Annotated in this window: 13 protein-coding genes; 4 read left to right on the top strand and 9 right to left on the bottom strand. The window is 54.5% G+C overall.

Annotated features, from left to right (window positions below; translation table 11 throughout):
* Positions 1 to 41 precede the first annotated feature (41 nt).
* A complete protein-coding gene (locus tag EDF78_RS00960; RefSeq protein ID WP_095925732.1) occupies positions 42 to 407 on the bottom strand; it encodes a YebG family protein in 366 nt (121 codons plus the stop codon).
* Positions 408 to 566: 159 nt separating this feature from the next.
* Here EDF78_RS00960 and EDF78_RS00965 point away from each other — a divergent pair, with 159 nt between their 5' ends.
* The gene (locus tag EDF78_RS00965) at positions 567 to 1,031 is read left to right on the top strand and encodes a GNAT family N-acetyltransferase (RefSeq protein WP_133822293.1); all 465 of its coding nucleotides are present in this window, start codon (positions 567 to 569) and stop codon (positions 1,029 to 1,031) included.
* A 151-nt stretch (positions 1,032 to 1,182) separates the two neighbouring features.
* On the opposite strand, the gene treF is transcribed toward EDF78_RS00965, so the two are convergent.
* The 7 genes from treF to EDF78_RS01000 all read right to left on the bottom strand — a co-directional run bounded on the left by treF (position 1,183) and on the right by EDF78_RS01000 (position 11,137).
* Positions 1,183 to 2,853: an alpha,alpha-trehalase TreF gene (gene treF, locus EDF78_RS00970; protein ID WP_243839402.1), complete on the bottom strand. Its 1,671-nt coding sequence runs from the start codon at positions 2,851 to 2,853 to the stop codon at positions 1,183 to 1,185.
* Positions 2,854 to 2,881: 28 nt separating this feature from the next.
* Positions 2,882 to 4,306 carry an alpha,alpha-trehalose-phosphate synthase gene (gene otsA, locus EDF78_RS00975; protein ID WP_133822294.1) on the bottom strand — a complete coding sequence of 475 codons (1,425 nt, stop codon included), beginning with the start codon at positions 4,304 to 4,306 and terminating at the stop codon, positions 2,882 to 2,884.
* Positions 4,303 to 5,085 carry a trehalose-phosphatase gene (gene otsB / locus EDF78_RS00980; RefSeq protein WP_133822551.1) on the bottom strand — a complete coding sequence of 261 codons (783 nt, stop codon included), beginning with the start codon at positions 5,083 to 5,085 and terminating at the stop codon, positions 4,303 to 4,305. The genes otsA and otsB overlap by 4 nt, the downstream gene beginning before the upstream one ends.
* 205 nt (positions 5,086 to 5,290) lie before the next feature.
* Positions 5,291 to 5,971: an oligogalacturonate-specific porin KdgM family protein gene (locus tag EDF78_RS00985; RefSeq protein WP_133822295.1), complete on the bottom strand. Its 681-nt coding sequence runs from the start codon at positions 5,969 to 5,971 to the stop codon at positions 5,291 to 5,293.
* A gap of 77 nt (positions 5,972 to 6,048) precedes the next feature.
* The gene (locus tag EDF78_RS00990) at positions 6,049 to 8,115 is read right to left on the bottom strand and encodes a right-handed parallel beta-helix repeat-containing protein (protein ID WP_133822296.1); all 2,067 of its coding nucleotides are present in this window, start codon (positions 8,113 to 8,115) and stop codon (positions 6,049 to 6,051) included.
* 87 nt (positions 8,116 to 8,202) lie between these two features.
* Positions 8,203 to 9,768 (bottom strand): MFS transporter, encoded by a 1,566-nt coding sequence (locus EDF78_RS00995; protein ID WP_095925738.1) that lies wholly within the window; start codon positions 9,766 to 9,768, stop codon positions 8,203 to 8,205.
* A gap of 388 nt (positions 9,769 to 10,156) precedes the next feature.
* On the bottom strand, positions 10,157 to 11,137 hold the full coding sequence (locus tag EDF78_RS01000; RefSeq protein ID WP_095925739.1) for a VirK/YbjX family protein: 981 nt from the start codon (positions 11,135 to 11,137) through the stop codon (positions 10,157 to 10,159).
* Between the two features lie 295 nt (positions 11,138 to 11,432).
* Here EDF78_RS01000 and phoC point away from each other — a divergent pair, with 295 nt between their 5' ends.
* The gene (phoC, locus tag EDF78_RS01005) at positions 11,433 to 12,170 is read left to right on the top strand and encodes an acid phosphatase PhoC (protein WP_095925740.1); all 738 of its coding nucleotides are present in this window, start codon (positions 11,433 to 11,435) and stop codon (positions 12,168 to 12,170) included.
* A gap of 54 nt (positions 12,171 to 12,224) precedes the next feature.
* Here the strand turns inward: phoC and EDF78_RS01010 are convergent, their stop codons facing one another.
* Positions 12,225 to 13,307, bottom strand: a complete 1,083-nt coding sequence (locus EDF78_RS01010; protein WP_133822297.1) for an oxidoreductase — start codon at positions 13,305 to 13,307, stop codon at positions 12,225 to 12,227.
* Positions 13,308 to 13,528: 221 nt separating this feature from the next.
* Between EDF78_RS01010 and EDF78_RS01015 the strand changes: the two genes are divergently transcribed.
* Together EDF78_RS01015 and EDF78_RS01020 are read left to right on the top strand one after the other, a co-directional pair.
* Entirely contained in the window at positions 13,529 to 14,596 is a 1,068-nt protein-coding gene (locus EDF78_RS01015; RefSeq protein WP_119824325.1) for a sugar ABC transporter substrate-binding protein, read from the top strand.
* A gap of 9 nt (positions 14,597 to 14,605) precedes the next feature.
* Positions 14,606 to 15,838 (top strand): LVIVD repeat-containing protein, encoded by a 1,233-nt coding sequence (locus EDF78_RS01020; protein ID WP_133822298.1) that lies wholly within the window; start codon positions 14,606 to 14,608, stop codon positions 15,836 to 15,838.
* Positions 15,839 to 15,847 lie beyond the last annotated feature (9 nt).

Raw genomic sequence — 15,847 nt, forward strand, 5'->3', positions numbered from 1 at the left:
GTGAGGAAGAAAGCGCGCGGTGAAGCGCGCTGTGCTGACCGTTACGCGGCTTTGACGGCGCGCACTTTTTTGGCCGGTGCCGCTTCTTCAGCCACAACGTCTTCAGAAGCCACGTTTTCTGCTTCCTCAGCCGCCGGGGTTTCTGCAACAGGAGGTTGTACTGTGTCGGTTTCCGGCAGTTTGCTGGTGCGCAGGATGTGCTGAACCGCGTCTTTCTGCTCGGCAAGGTGAAGCGCAATGTTTTCGGCCAGCGCTTCATCCATTTCAAGATTGCTTTGTAACAGCCATTCCGTGAAAGCATCTGCCATGTCGAGCATTTTGTCGTAAGCGTCCGCTTCTTTCTTATTGGCAAATGTCATTTTCTCTTCACCTTTTCTGACGACAACAAATTTTGTTTCAACAGCCATGATTCGCTCCTTATACTGTAATTATATACAGCATACCAATAATCAGTGCAGGATACATCATCCTGACTGTTTTTTATAGTCCGGCGCAGGCGTGAATTTCTCCCAGATAACCGCTAAGGTAGAAAACAGCCTGTTTTATAACATCATTGTGAGGATCCCGTGACAAACCTGAAAGATGTATGCAACTGGACCAAAGACCACTATCTGATCACCACGGACATTGAGAAACTGGATATTCCGGCGGTTCACGCCTATCTGACCCGCTCCACCTGGGCGCCGGGCATTGACGAGCAAACGGTGCGTGCAGGTGCCGAAAACAGTCTGAACTTCGGCTTGTTCGACGGCGGAAAACAGATCGGTTACGCCCGCTTTATCACCGATTATGCCACCTTCGCGTACCTGTGCGATGTGTATGTGCTGGAAGATTATCAGGGGAAAAATCTGGGGGCGTGGCTGATAGAGTGCGTACAGTCGCATCCGGTGACGGCAAAACTGCGGCGCATGGCGCTGTTCACTTCGACCGCGCCGTGGCTTTACGAGAAGTTTGGCTACACGCCGGTGAATGAACCCAACTATACGTGGGCCATCACCCGGCCAGGTATTTATTTGAAGAAAGAAGTGTAAAGCATACGCCGGAATAATAAGGTAAGGCTCCTTCCGGAGCCTTACCTTATTATTCCGGCAGCGATGTGCCGCAGGAATGATCAAGGGTACACCGCCAGCGCCCGTCCGGTTCATGACGGAAAACATAAGGGCATTAAAAAGAGTCCCTTAATTAATCGTAATTCTCGCCATACAGCCCGATCAGCCGCCGGACGACGCCGTTGGTCCAGCCGAAGCCGTCCTGAAGCGGATATTCCCCGCCGCCCCCTTCCCGCGGTGCGCCGCCGGAAATATGGTATTTCTCGATCAGTTTGTGGTGCTGCTGATAGAACTGATTCACGGTTTTCAGCCAGCTGCGTGCGATGAGATCGCCCAGCGCATCGTTGCCGTATTGTTTAAAGCCCTGGATCGCCATCCATTGCAGCGGTGCCCAGCCGTTAGGTTTATCCCACTGCTCGCCGGTTTCATACTCGGTCGCCATGATACCGCCCGGTGTGAGTAACCGGCTGCGAATGGCTTCTGCCAGCCGTTCCGCCTGATAATGGCTGGCGAGTCCGACGTAAAGCGGCACGACGCTGGCCGCAGAAAACAGTGCCATTTTCTGACGATGCCAGTCGTAATCGCGGAAACACCCTTCGCTGTCGTCCCACAGATACCGGTTGATGGCTTCACGGCGGGTTTCCGCTTTGCGGCGAAACTGCGCCTCAACGCCCCTGTCGCCTTTCAGCCCGGAAATATTGGCGATGGCGCTTTCCAGTTTGTAGAGGAAAGCATTCAGATCGACCGGGATAAATTGCGTGGTGCGGATACTGGCGAGGCGATGGCCGTCGCGCAGCCAGCGTGAGGAATAATCCCAGCCGGATTCCGCACCGGCACGCAAATCACGGTAAACCTCGTTGGCCGGACGGCTGGACAGTTTCGCGGTTTCGACATCTTCCCGCCAGGATTCATCGCGGGGCGTATCCCTGTCATCCCAGTAACGGTTGAGCAGCGTGCCATCCGGCAGACAAACCGCGTGACGGTAAGCCTGATTGGGGGAAAGCGATTCTGCGCCGTCCATCCAGAATTCATATTCCATTTTCAGGTGATCGAGATAGCGCCTCGCCCCGCGTACGCCGTCTTCCTCGAACAGCTCCACCATCAGCGCAAACACCGGTGGCTGCGAGCGGCTGAGGTAATAGGTGCGGTTACCGTTAGGGATGTGGCCGTACATCTCGATAATCCAGGCGAAATTATCCGCCATGGTGCGCAGCAGATCGTTGCGGCCACTTTCAGCCAGCCCGAGCATTGAGAAATAGGAATCCCAGTAATAGGTCTCGCTGAAACGCCCGCCCGGCACGACATACGCCTGCGGCAGGGTCATCAGGGAGGACCAGGGCACATGATCTTCCGGCTGGCGCGTCAGCACCGGCCAGAGTTTGTCGATGTGTTCTTTCAGCGAATCGCCGGGGTCAGAAATATATTCGTCGCCACGGTGTTCCGGCAACCAGAAATGGGCATCGACAAAGCGTTTCAGGTTAAAGCCGGGATGGTTTTTTATCCGGCGGTAACGCAACAGGATATCCAGCGGATCCATCTTCGGCGGGCAGTCGGGAAAGGTTTTACTGTCCTCAAACAACCCGGAAGACTGGACACTGGTAAACAGTTCCATATAACGGTCAGCAGGCGTGAGAGCATCGGAAGGCGGCAGCCCTTCGATCATCTCCGGTTCCGGTTCCGCATCCATCATGCGGTCCAGGATCAGTTCAATCGGCTCGTGTTCGCACAAACGAAACTCTTCGCCGTTAAACTTATCGTTTTCCAACCCGGCGTTTTCGTTCGTCTGGTAGTTTGCATTTTGCATATGCTGCAAGCCTCATGCTTAGAAAATGTTACGCGCCGGTGCTGTGTTTCCCGCCTGACTGCGGCGTTTCACCGTGCGGCGAAATGGCGTAAAGATCCCGCAAATACGTTTCTCCCCAGTGCGCAATATCATTTTTGCGCAGCACCGACATCATGTCGTTATACCGTTCAAGTCGTTCTTCCAGTGGCATGGTCAGGGCTTTATCCAGCGCCGCCGCCACATCATCACGGTCGTAAGGGTTAACAATCAGCGCAGAGGTCAGTTCATTGGCTGCACCGGCAAATTGCGACAGCACCAGCACGCCCGGATCTTTCGGATCCTGCGCGGCGACATATTCTTTTGCCACCAGATTCATGCCATCACGCAGGGGCGTTACCAGTCCGACATCGGTCAGCCGGAACAGTTTCATCAACAGGCTGCGCTGGAAATGCTGATTCAGGTAAAACAGCGGCGTCTGGTTAAAGCTGCCGTATTTGCCGTTAATCCGCCCGACTTCGGTTTCCAGCTGATGACGCAGTTCCTGATAGGCCTGCACATCGCCGCGTGACGTGGGTGCAATTTGAGAATAGCGCACCTTGCCACGGTGCTGCGGGAATTTCTCCAGCAACGCCTCAAAGGCCAGAAAACGCTCCGGCAGCCCTTTGGTGTAATCCAGACGTTCACAGGAAATGATGTTCTGTGCTTCACGCAGTTCGCGTTCCATGGCCGCCATTTTCGGCGGCAGCGGCCCTTCAGCCATTTCTTTGATACTGTCCGGCGCAATACTGATCGGATAAACGCCGGTGGCAAAGGTGCTGCCGAAAGCCTGATGCTGATTTTCGCCGCAGTCTTCAATGTCGGTCAGTGCTTTCAGGTTATCCAGAAACGCCAGGCGGTCGCCCTCGGTCTGGAAGCCCAGCAAATCGTATTCGCACATCATTTTAAGCAGTTCATCGTGCGTGGGAACGGCGTTGAAAATTTCCGGCGTCGGGAACGGGATATGCAGGAAGAAACCGATGCGGTTCTTCACGCCCAGTTTGCGCAGCGCGGCAGCAAACGGCAGTAAATGGTAATCGTGGATCCACAGGGTATCGTCGGGTTTGATCAGCGGTTGCAATCTTTTCGCCAGCATATCATTGACCCGGCAATAGCCTTCCCAGGCTTCACGCTGGAAATCCACCAGATCGATACGGTAATGAAGCGCTGGCCAAAGTACGGCGTTGGAGAACTGACAGTAATAGAGATCGTAATCGTTCTGATTGAGCGGCACGGACGCATAGGTGATGCCGTCATCTTCCATCAGGCTGAGATCATCCTCTTCTTCGCCGGAAAATTCGCTGATTTCCCCGTTCCAGCCAAACCAGACACCTGACGTATTTTTCAACGCATCCAAAATCCCTACAGCCAGCCCGCCCGCCGATTTCGACCCGTCAGGAATGGCAATCCGGTTAGACACAACAACCAGGCGACTCATAATGTTGACTCCTTGTTCAAAGTGATAATGTGACGTTGTAACGCTTCGATCCACTGGTAAACATCGCTGACGCGGTTAACGCGGTAACGGGCCAGGGTTTCTCCTTCACCGACCTTCACGGAAATACCGTTCATGGCGTTGACCACTTCAAAGCCTTTTTCGTCGGTCAGGTCATCGCCGATAAACACCGGCAGACGACCGGCAAAAGGCGGCTGTTGCATAAAGCTGTAAATCGCTGCGCCTTTGTCCTTGCCGCGGGGTTTAATCTCAATAACGCATTTACCGGGCTGAAGCACCAGTTCCGGATAGTTCGCCACCACGGATTCCGCCAGCGCCAGCACTTTTTGCTGATGCAACATCGCCTGACGGTAATGAAGCGCAAAGGCCATGCCTTTGGTTTCCAGCAAGGTGCCCGGCAGTTCGGCCATGCCCTGTTCCAGTGTGTGCTGCACCTGTGCTTCGACATCGGCCGGTAAGGTGACGCGATGCAGTTTACCTGCACCGTCGCGCATTTCCGCACCGTGCACGCCCGCCGCAGGCAGCACCAGCGGTGCCGCCAGCTGGTCGAGTTGCTCCACCGGACGGCCTGAAATCAGCGCCAGTGCGCCGGATGAGGCGGCAAACAGGGTTTTCAGGTGATCGCGAACCTCTGCGGGAATAGTGACCGCATCCGGTTCATCACGGATTTCTGCCAGAGTGCCGTCGACATCGAAGAAGAAGGCGTAGTTGTCGCCAGTAATGGCGGTAATGGGGGGAGTGGTTGAAAGCGTTTCCTTCATCGTTGTAGCCAAAGTAATTCTCCTGTTTGTGGGGGACTTCACAATAAAATACTGCAGACCCTCTTTACACCATCGAATAAATACTAGCTTAAATAAAGGACTTAGCAGGAATATCAGATTATTCCAAAAACCAAAACACGCCGGTCAGCGTGACCTGAACGGCGTGAAACGTCATGATGTTACTCATTACCACACGGCGTGCGGATCAGAAATTATACTGGATCCCCAGACGGAAACGGGTCTGTCTTTCATCCGTGGTTTTGCGCACGGAAACATTACCGACCTGAACATAAGGCGTCCATTGTTTATTAATATTATAAGCCACTTTCAGATCCTGTTCGTAATCCCATTTATCATTGTCATACAGGATCTGATCGCTGTGTTTATAAATATAGTTATATTCGAAACGCCAGTCGGCAAGACGATAACCCAGCCAGATTTCACCGCGATTGGTTTTACGGTCTTCGGTATTTTCTTTGGTATAACGGGTATATTCATAGCGGTAACGTGCATTGAAATATATCCCGCTGTCAAAAGTATATCCGGCGGTTAAAAACGGCTTGTAAATACTGCTGTCAGAACTGGATTCCAGCGTAAAGCCCGGCTGCACAAACACCTTTGGCGTTATTTTAAACTGATAGCTGACGGTGCTTTCAGTGCCATTATCTACCAGATTATTAAAGGGTTTATTCGGGTTGTCACCGCCGGATTTCCATTTAGCTTCCAGCGAGAAACCAAAGCCGTTGGCAAAACGGTGCGACACCATCGCCCTGTCTTTATGTTGTTTACTGTCATCCAGCCATTCATGGCGAAGGTCAATCGTCACGGCCTGGCTGCCGGCGCTGGCCAGCAGTAAGCCGCAGATCATCAGTCTGCTCTTTTTCATTATGTATAATCCCAGAGATATTGATTAATATTTTTATTTAATAGAGAAACGTCCTGTTTCAGGTTGCGCTGAATAAATTATTTCGCGCTATGGGTACTGTTACTGCCGGTATAAAAATGATTACTCTTATCTACATTGCCGGTAACGGCGTCATCATATTTGCCGGGCACGGTGCGCACGGAAATATTGTTCTTAAATATGCCCTGTTTATCTGCCGTGGTGTAAGGCGAAGGCCGGAACAGGAAATTGAACCGTTTATTGTCCACCGCCCGGTTGCCTTCCACGATCAGCGCACCCGGATTAAAGTTATCGGTAAAGCCGTCCATGCCATTTTCCTCTGCCACGCTGTTAAGCACTTTATGCGCGACCGGCAATCCTTCACCGCCCAGTTTGAAACCGTTGCTGCCGTTGTGTACTGAACGGCTGTTTTCAATGGTGACGCTGCCGTTCGGGCCGTCCTCAATCTTGTTGAACAGGTCAAAACCGTCGTCGATATTGTCGTGGGAATAACAGTTCACCAGCCGGTTACCCTCACCCACGCGCATTTTCACCGCGAAACCGTCCGCGTTTTTGCGTCCCGGATCCTGATTGCCCCAGGATTCTGAGTTACTGATCAGGTTTCGGCTGGCCCATAACGCGCGCCCGATGCCGTCCGGCGACGCCACCCAGATGCCGGTATCGTCGGCATGATGTGCCTTCACCTGATCAAGATGGTTATCGCTTCCGGCGATATGGAAACTCTTTTGCGTGACGGTAATGCCCTGCACATCCCAGTAACTGGCCTGCAGTTTCAGGCCGTTAAACACCACATTGTTGCCCTGCGGACGCAGCGTTTTGCGCTGTGGCGCGGTGCCGCTGGCGGTCGCCGGGATCACGGACGCCGGATAGTCGCCGTCTGCCAGCCACAGGGTGCCGCCCGGTGCCAGCAGATTGACTGCACTGGCGAAATCCAGCGGATGTGCCTGCGAACCGTCATTATCTGCCGCGCCGCCGGGTGACACATACAGCACATCAGGATTGCTCACCAGCGCCATGCTGACCGGGAATGTCTGCGTCAGCGGTGTGCCGTTTTCCGGCGTAAACGTGATGTTCATTGTGGTGGCAGGCTGTTCGGCATGGAACGGCACGGCGATCACGTCACCGCCCTTCACGGCTTTCTCACGCAATAACGCCTTGCCGCCCTGTTCGATAGTTACCTTACCGTCGCCATTGGTGCGCAGTTGGAAAACGCTGTCACGGCGGGTGATCACCGGGGATGACATGATCTCAATGCGGGGTTTAAGTGACGGCGTCACGTAAGGCGCGGACGGCAATGTATGCGCTTCGCTGAGCGTCAGCTTTGCGTGATGCACGGTGATGCGGGCATTGCGTGAGGCGAAGAAGCCGACGTAATAGCCGGTCTTGTCGAGCTGCGTCACGCGATCAGCGCCCGCTGCCGACTGGCTGACCCACTGATCGCTGCCCTGCGGCGCATAGGCGACGTCAAAACCGCTGTCGGTGCGGGTCATTTTCAGCAGGAAACGGGTCGGCGTGGTCAGCGGATGATAGCTTTCACGCACGATGCTGATCCCGGTATTCCCCCAGGGTTGCTGCACGCCCTGACGGGCAATCAGCGCCACGACCGGCGGTGTGTCCCCGATGGCCATCACGCTGTTCATCACCATGTTCGAGGCGGCGGGTAATTCCTCAATCCCCGGTTTGGTCACCGGTTCACGCGGGTTGCCCAGAATATCGCGCACCAGCAAGCCGGCGCCTTCCTGCCCTGCCGGTTTCGCGCCGTTTTCCGGCCCGAACTGATTGAGCGTGATATCCGCTTCAAGCTGGAAATTCACCTCAGCCGGTAAGCGGGTATAAAAATAGGTCAGGCCGTCGTGGCTGTTGCCCACTTTGCCGCCACGGCTTTCCAGCGTAAACGGCGTGGTCAGCAGAGTGCCTGCCGCCGCAACGGGTTTACCCCCCGCCAGCAGCGTTTCGTTCATGCCGGTTTTCTCCGGCAGGACGTTGGTGGCGAAGTTGACGTCGGTCGACTGACCGAACGTGATGCTGTGCCACACCAGTTTGCCGGTATCAGGCAATGCAGCGGCAACGCTTTGTGCGCTGATCCCGAGGGACAACGCGACAAAAAACAGTTTTGGTTCCCACATGTTCGTTCTCATCCTAAAAACGTAGCTGGTCGCTGGCCGGTTTCCCGGCCAGTCGGTGATATGAAAAATAACGGAGAAGATCAGGTATTACGGTTGCTGCGTGGTACTGACCATGGGTTTAGGTTCGTCAACTTCCACGGCAGGGGTATCGAAGATTTTGCGGCACACCACGCTGTTACCCCAGCATTGTTCATACGGGTAACCAATCAGTTCTTCCATGACCGCGCGGACCTCGGGTTGCACCTGGCTGATCTGGCCGCCTGCTTTAATGCGCGCCACTTCGCCGAGGACCACTAAGTGCGTTTTACGGTTCAGTTTCATCTGGTTACTGAAGACAATCGCCATCAGCGCCAGCGCGATAACCCCGATGCAGAACACCAGCGCAATGGCGGTAACGGCACTTTCGGGCTGAGTGTGCGATTTGGACTGGAAGCCGTAGAAACTCAGGATAGCGCCCATCACGAAGACGATCACCGAACGCATCAGCTTACCGGAGAAGGTCATGGCCCCGGCGTAAATCCCCTCGCGGCGGCGGCCGGTGAAGGCTTCATCGATATCCGCCAGGAAGGTGTACACCGTCCACGGAATGTAATACACCCCGCCGGTACCGATACCGAACACGACGGTGATGGTCAGCATGGCGACGGTGGCGTATTGCTGCGGCAGATGCAGGAAATGCAGCAGGCTGTAGCAAAGCACAGAGAAAATCACGATGCCGAGCGCCAGGATGTAAGGCTTGCTGAAACCGTGCTTCACACAGATGCCGATAAAGATGGCGGTTGAGAACAGTTGCAGGATGGAGTTCAGACTGCTCAGCCCGGCAACCATGCTCGGGTCATATTGCAGCACGAAAATGATGAAATAGGTGAAGACCGACGCAAACAGCCATTCCGCCCCGAAGCCGCACAGATACATGCCCAGGTGCTTGCGGAATACCTTCAGATGGAAGGTCGATTTCATGTCGCGCACCAGCGTCAGCATGGTTTTGCCGAGACTCATTTTCTTCTCATCGGCTGGCGTGGTTTCTTCTACCGGACGCTCCCACGACGAGAGGTACAACATGCCGATGGCGATAAACAGGATCACGCCGTAGGTCAGCGCGGTGAAGAAGAACGGCTGCGCCGAGTCTTTGCCGTAAATCAGGATGAACTGGCCGGGAATGAACGCCGCCAGGAAGTTCGCTACTTTACCGAAAATGGCCTTATAGCCGGTCAGCTTGGAACGCGCGGAGAAGTCGGTGGTCATTTCTGTCGCCAGCGTCTCGTACGGCACCATGACGGAGGTGTAGATCAGCTCGAACAGCACGTAGGTGGACAGGTAATACCAGAAACCGAAGCCCTCTACCCATAACAGCGGGTAGAACATCATCAGCGGTACGCCGAGCAGGATGAAGAAGCGGCGACGGCCGAAGCGTTTACCGAGGCGTGTTTTGCCGAAATTATCCGAGAGATAGCCCATCAGCGGGTTACTGATGGCATCAATGATACTGGCCACTGAGAAGATCGCCGACGCCTGTAACAGTGTCAGGCCGCAAAAGGTGGTGTAGAAATACAGCAGCCAGATCCCGGCGATCGCCAGTGCCCCGCTGCCCAACAGGTTCCCACCGCCGTAAGCCAGCTGATGTTTAAATAAAATAGGTTTTTCTGCGTTCATGAGTTTCCGCCCAGAGAGATTTTTATAAAATGAACCGATGTTTCGTTTTTATAGAGATAGCGTTTTATATAGGCGGGATGAATGAATTGATGTGAATAGCATCACATTTAAAACAGCGCGGGGGTTTTGAGCAGCGATTTTGCGATACGTGTAACATTCCTCGCCATCATTTATCCACATTTGGCGAAAACGTTCGGATTGCATTAGTTTTAAATCGAATGATTACCTGTCTATTGCTTTACTAAACCGACACTTAACCTGCACGAGAATTTTACATCCTCTTCGGAATTTTCAGTGAAGGTCATGCATAAAGAAGGAATAAACGAAGGGAAAGGCCAGTCCCTGGCCCTGTTGCCTGCTACAGCGGGAAAATACGGGGAGTCTGCGATCAGGCTTCCAGTAACGATGCGGTGCTCTCATGCAGTTCATCGAGCAAGGCATAACGCTTGCGGTATTCAGAGCGTTTTTTACTGGCGATCTCATCCATTGGTTTGCGCGGCAGTTCCGCCGGTACCTGATACAACGCCGGGGAACAGCGGGTGGCGCTGATGGAATCCCAGAATTCGTTATAGCTGGCGACGAAGACGTTTTTCTTACGATGACGGTAACGCAGGCTGCGGAATACGTGCCCGGTGTCGCTGACGGCCAGAATGTGTTGCACGCCGGTGTGTGCCGCAAGACGTTGCAGGCTTTCCAGCAGCAGCCGTTTCGGGAACAACCCGTAACAGGATTTGGTCGCCTGCTTAATCACCTCATGCGGCGTCGACCGGTGTGCGCCCTGGAACCCGCCGACGATCAGGGTCAGCCCTTGCGGACGCTGCACCACGCTGAAGGTCAGCGCGGCGAGCAAGGTCTCCTCCATATAGAGGAACATATTGGCTTCACCTTCCCGCTCCGATTTACCGATCGATCCCAGTACCACATGGAAAGCTTCGCCGTCTTTGCCGGTAAAGCGGGTGATGGTGTTACCCGTTGCGCTCAGAAAGGTGTTGCGTAACGCCACACTGTCGAGACTTTTCACAAAGTCATAGTGATCGACCAGCGCCGCCGCACGTCCGGCAGAGGGCAATCCGAGATACAGATAGGGTTTGTGAATTTTTCCCGGCAGCTTGGTCTGCACGGTGAAAGCTTCGTGCCACAACGGCTCGGCGGCCATTTTATCCAGCACTTTTAAAGTATCCAGCGGATGCAGCAAGGCGCGCACGGCGTACTTCACGCGGTACATGCGGTCGCGCCACAGGTTATCCGGCACGCACGCCCCGCTCAGCAGATCCCTGAAAAGGGTGAATCCGCTGCTTTTTTTGCTTGTCTGTTCAACGGGGAAATTGCCGCTGAGGGATTCGGTGTCGTTGAGTGGTGAGTGTTCCATGATGTCTTCCCGGTGCCAGAAATCATCACGTTATCACCGGATTTTTAAACATCTTTACAACGTGGTTTTAATGAGAAGCGAGGCTGTCAGATTAAGTGCAGGCTGTTTAGCTGCCGTTTATCCGCACGACAAAAAACCGTGGCAGAGCCAGATAACTATTCATAAAAGTGATGAGTTTCTCGTTTTCAGACATCGTCCAAACACCGCAGGCGATAATTTGGTTTACTCAGATGTGTTGGGAAATGTTACTAAAATGAATTCGTAATGATCATTCAGCAGTTGTAAGGAAACCTTGATGAAAATTATTTCTACTTTTTGCCTCGCCAGCCTTTTCTCTGTCAATGCATTCGCCCTGACCGGCAATGATGCGACCACCAAACCAGACCTTTATTACTTAAAAAACGATCAGGCGATTAACAGCCTGGCACTGCTTCCGCCACCGCCAGCGGTAGGCAGTATCGCGTTTCTGAACGATCAGGCCATGTATGAACAGGGCCGTCTGTTGCGCTCAACGGAACGCGGCAAGCTGGCGGCAGAAGATGCCAACCTGAGCGCCGGCGGCGTAGCCAACGCCTTCTCCGGCGCATTCGGCTCGCCGATCACCGCCAAAGACACGCCGGAACTGCATAAATTACTGACCAATATGATCGAAGATGCCGGTGATCTGGCGACCCGCTCTGCCAAAGAAAAGTACATGCGTATCCGTCCGTTCGCCTTCTACGGCGTCCCGACCTGTAACACCACCGAGCAGGACAAATTGTCGAAAAACGGCTCGTACCCGTCCGGCCATACCTCTATCGGCTGGGCCACCGCGCTGGTACTGACCGAAATTAACCCGCAACGTCAGGATCAGATCCTGCAACGCGGTTTCGATTTAGGCCAGAGCCGGGTCATTTGCGGCTACCACTGGCAAAGTGACGTCGATGCCGCGCGCATTGTCGGCTCCGCCGTTGTCGCCACCCTGCACACCAATACGGCTTTCCAGCAGCAACTGCAAAAAGCCAAAGAAGAGTTTGCGAAACAGCATCCTTAACAGGGTCTGAATAACAAAAGGCTCCTGTGTTAACAGGGGCCTTTTTTGCTTCTGTTATTTATTCTCCACAAATTCAAACGCCAGCCGCAGTTGTTCGGCGTCAGGATTTCCCGGCAGCAGATGGATGGATTCGCCCGGTTGCAGGGTACGTTCAATCAGGCGGGAAAGCTGTTGCTCATCATGAATATCCACCTGTAACGCCGCCAGACTCACCGGCAGATCCAGCACCTTGTACAGTGCGGTTAACTGCGTCACCACTTCCGGCTGATTGAGCAACGCGCTTTGCACCAGAATGCCGTAAGCCACTTTAGTGCCGTGCAGGAAAGCATCGGTTTGCGGCAGCGCGGTCAGACCGTTATGCACGGAATGCGCGGCGGCGATGCGTGTGAAACGGTCACCCAACCCACCGACTAATCCGCCCCCTGCAATGATCGCATCCAGTACATTCAGGAAAGACTGTGTCAGCTGGTTACCGTCCTGCGCCTGCAAGGCGGCTTCGCTTTCATTGAGTAACACGTCGCGGATTGTCAGCGCGGTATTCAGACCGAGCTGCACGGTTAATGGCAGTTTTTCCGGCTGCGGACTGAGTACGACTGCTTCGTACCATTTCGCCAGCGTGTCACCGATCCCGGCCAGCAGATACGCTTTCGGCGCGCGCAGGATAATCTGCGGCTCGACCAGTACCAGATGATTGGCGTCGTTAAAGATTTCGTAACGCAGCGCCTGCCCTTCGTCGTTATACCAGACGGAAAGCGGCGTCCAGGCCGCACAGGTCGCGGCGATAGTCGGGATAGCGACAACCGGCAATCCCAGACGTCGCGCCACGACTTTGGCGGTATCCAGCACTGCTCCGCCGCCGATGCCGATCACTACCTGACGGTCATTGCCCCCGATATCCGCAATGCGCTGCACTTCGGTTTCGCTGCAATGGGCTTTGAACAACACGCGCTTTGCCTGCGATGCGGTAAAGGCTTCCGGCAGAAAATCCTGTGCGGCCACCAGGGCGCGCTCGCCGTAAATCCACAGGGCTTTATCCAGCTGTTCCGGCGTATAAAATTCTGTAAGGCGGTCGATCGCACCGGGGAAAGAAAAATAGTTGGCGGGGCCGGTTACCACGCGGATATCAGTATCACTCATGGGGAAATCCTTAATTTAGAAGCTGTTAACATCCTACGTCCGGACATCCGGATGGCTAATACTCTTTGGCATTAACTTATGCCTTTTCGTTCGTTGCCAAGTGTTACCCGGTCATGAAAACTCGGACAATCAATTCATTAACCCACTATAAAAGCCTGCACAAAGGGCTCGCGTGAATTGTCCTCCCGTTAAATGATGATTAACCACACAGGGTAATAAACATGAAACTGTTTTCTGCTTCATTGCTGGCATTAAGCCTGCTCTCCGTTTTTCCTGCTTTCGCGGCAGACACCGCGCCGGTGCCGAAAGCGATAGCCGACCATAAAGGGCCGGTCCGCATCGCCGTGATCCGCAATCTCGGCTCCGATGACAACACCACGCAGTTTGTCTCCGGCGCCATTCAGGAAGGCCGCAAACTGGGTTTTCAGGTCAGCACTTTCCTCAGTAACGGCGACGACGCCAAATTTCAGGATTTCGTCAATCAGGCCATCAGCCAGAAATATGATGGCATTATTTTGTCACAGGGGCGTGATCCTTATTCCACCGACCTGCTGAAACGCATTACGGCCAGTGGCATCGCGGTATCGGTGTTCGATACGGCGGTGAACGGTGACATTCCCGGTGTGACCGTCACCCAACAGGACGACGCCTCGCTGACTGATCTTTCTGTCGGGCAACTGGTAAAGGATTTCAACGGCAAAGCCAATATCGTCAAACTGTGGGTGGCCGGTTTCCCGCCAATGGAACGTCGTCAGGATGCCTACAAAAAAGTGTTAGCCGCCAGTCCGGGCATTCATGAACTGGAATCGGTCGGCGCGGTGTCTTCGGATGTTCAGGGCGATACCGCCAATAAAATCGGCGCACTGCTGGCGAAATACCCTAAGGGCAAAATCGACGCCATCTGGGGAACCTGGGATGCGTTCAGTCAGGGCGCGTACAAAGCCTTGCAGGAAAATGGCCGCACCGAAATCAAACTCTACAGCATCGATATTTCCAATCAGGATATCGGCCTGATGCGCGCCGCAAACAGCCCGTGGAAACTGAGCGTGGCGGTAGATCCTAAACTGATCGGCGCAATCAACCTGCGTCTGGTGGCCAACAAAATTGCCGGTGAGAAAACCCCGGCGACCTATGAGTTTAAAGCGGCGGCCATTCCGCAGGCGCTGCTGATCAGTCATCCGGATGCGGTGAACGTCGCGTCGCTGGCGAAAGTGATCCCGGGCTGGGGCAAATCCGATGATTTCATTGCGCCGTGGTTCGCCACCCTTGAAGCGCAACATAAAAAATAAGGCCGGATTATGACAACGCAATCTCTCCCGACCCCGGAATACAGCCGTAATATGCGGCTGATCGGTCACAGCGATCAGGGTGGAAAACCGGACGGCGTGCAGGTGATGGTTCACCGTGGCTACGCCTATATCGGCCATATGGTGTCGCAGGGTTTCTCCATCGTGGATGTACGCGACCCGAAAAATCCGCGCCCTGCCGGTTTTGTGGCGGCACCGCCGGGCACCTGGAATGTGCATTTACAGGCGCATGACGATTTACTGCTGGTGATCAACGCCCGTGATTTGTTCGCGGATGTGAGGTTTGCCGATGAAAAAGTCTATTACACCCGCTCCGTCAGCGAGACGGTGCAGGGTACGCAGCAGCGTGGCTGGAGCGCGGGTGTGCGCATCTTCGATATTTCGGTGCCCGATCAGCCAAAAGAAATCGGTTTTCTCGGGCTGGAAGGCATCGGCGTGCATCGTATCTGGTATGTCGGCGGGCGCTGGGCGTATGTGTCCGCGCTGATTGACGGCTACAGCGATTACATCTTTCTGACCATCGATCTGGCTGATCCGCGCAATCCGCAGGTCGCCGGACGCTGGTGGTTGCCGGGTATGCACACCGCTGGCGGTGAAACGCCGGACTGGCCGGAGGGCAAACGTTACGCGCTGCACCACGCGATCATCAGCGGCGATACGGCGTATGCCAGCTGGCGCGACGGCGGCCTGACATTGCTGGATATCAAAGACCGCACTGCTCCGCAGCTGATTTCGCACCGCAACTGGAGCCCGCCATTTGGCGGCGGCACGCACACCGCGCTGCCGTTGCCCGACCGTGATCTGCTGGTGGTGCTGGATAATCAGGAAGATGGCGAGAAACTTATCTGGCTGTTCGACGTGCGCGAGCCGTCGAATCCGGTCAGTATTTCGACCTTCCCGCAACCGGAAGAACGGGACTACGTCAGCAAAGGGGCGCACTTCGGACCGCATAATCTGCATGAAAACCGGCCGGGGAGTTTTATCAGCTCAACGCTGATTTTCGCCACCTATCAGAATGCCGGTGTGCGGGCATACGACATCAGCAATCCGTATCAGCCGAAAGAAACCGGTGCGCTGGTGCCCGCCGCGCCCGCCACCATGATGGATAAACGTCCCGGCAGGCCGCAGGTGATCCAGTCCTGTGATGTCTTTGTCGATGCACAAGGCATTATCTACAGCACCGACTATAACGGCGGATTATCCATTATCGAATACCTCGGCTAATCCCCTGCC

The sequence above is a fragment of the Rahnella sp. BIGb0236 genome (genome assembly GCF_004364755.1).
GTDB classification, from domain to species: domain Bacteria; phylum Pseudomonadota; class Gammaproteobacteria; order Enterobacterales; family Enterobacteriaceae; genus Rahnella; species Rahnella victoriana.

Bases quoted from the DNA above. Each gene is read 5' to 3' on its own strand.
- otsA (WP_133822294.1), bottom strand. From the start codon at position 4,306: ATGAGTCGCCTGGTTGTTGTGTCTAACCGGATTGCCATTCCTGACGGG.
- EDF78_RS01010 (WP_133822297.1), bottom strand. From the start codon at position 13,307: ATGAGTGATACTGATATCCGCGTGGTAACCGGCCCCGCCAACTATTTT.
- EDF78_RS01000 (WP_095925739.1), bottom strand. From the start codon at position 11,137: ATGGAACACTCACCACTCAACGACACCGAATCCCTCAGCGGCAATTTC.
- EDF78_RS01015 (WP_119824325.1), top strand. From the start codon at position 13,529: ATGAAACTGTTTTCTGCTTCATTGCTGGCATTAAGCCTGCTCTCCGTT.
- EDF78_RS00990 (WP_133822296.1), bottom strand. From the start codon at position 8,115: ATGTGGGAACCAAAACTGTTTTTTGTCGCGTTGTCCCTCGGGATCAGC.
- treF (WP_243839402.1), bottom strand. From the start codon at position 2,853: ATGCAAAATGCAAACTACCAGACGAACGAAAACGCCGGGTTGGAAAAC.
- EDF78_RS00985 (WP_133822295.1), bottom strand. From the start codon at position 5,971: ATGAAAAAGAGCAGACTGATGATCTGCGGCTTACTGCTGGCCAGCGCC.
- EDF78_RS00960 (WP_095925732.1), bottom strand. From the start codon at position 407: ATGGCTGTTGAAACAAAATTTGTTGTCGTCAGAAAAGGTGAAGAGAAA.
- otsB (WP_133822551.1), bottom strand. From the start codon at position 5,085: ATGAAGGAAACGCTTTCAACCACTCCCCCCATTACCGCCATTACTGGC.
- EDF78_RS01020 (WP_133822298.1), top strand. From the start codon at position 14,606: ATGACAACGCAATCTCTCCCGACCCCGGAATACAGCCGTAATATGCGG.
- EDF78_RS00995 (WP_095925738.1), bottom strand. From the start codon at position 9,768: ATGAACGCAGAAAAACCTATTTTATTTAAACATCAGCTGGCTTACGGC.
- phoC (WP_095925740.1), top strand. From the start codon at position 11,433: ATGAAAATTATTTCTACTTTTTGCCTCGCCAGCCTTTTCTCTGTCAAT.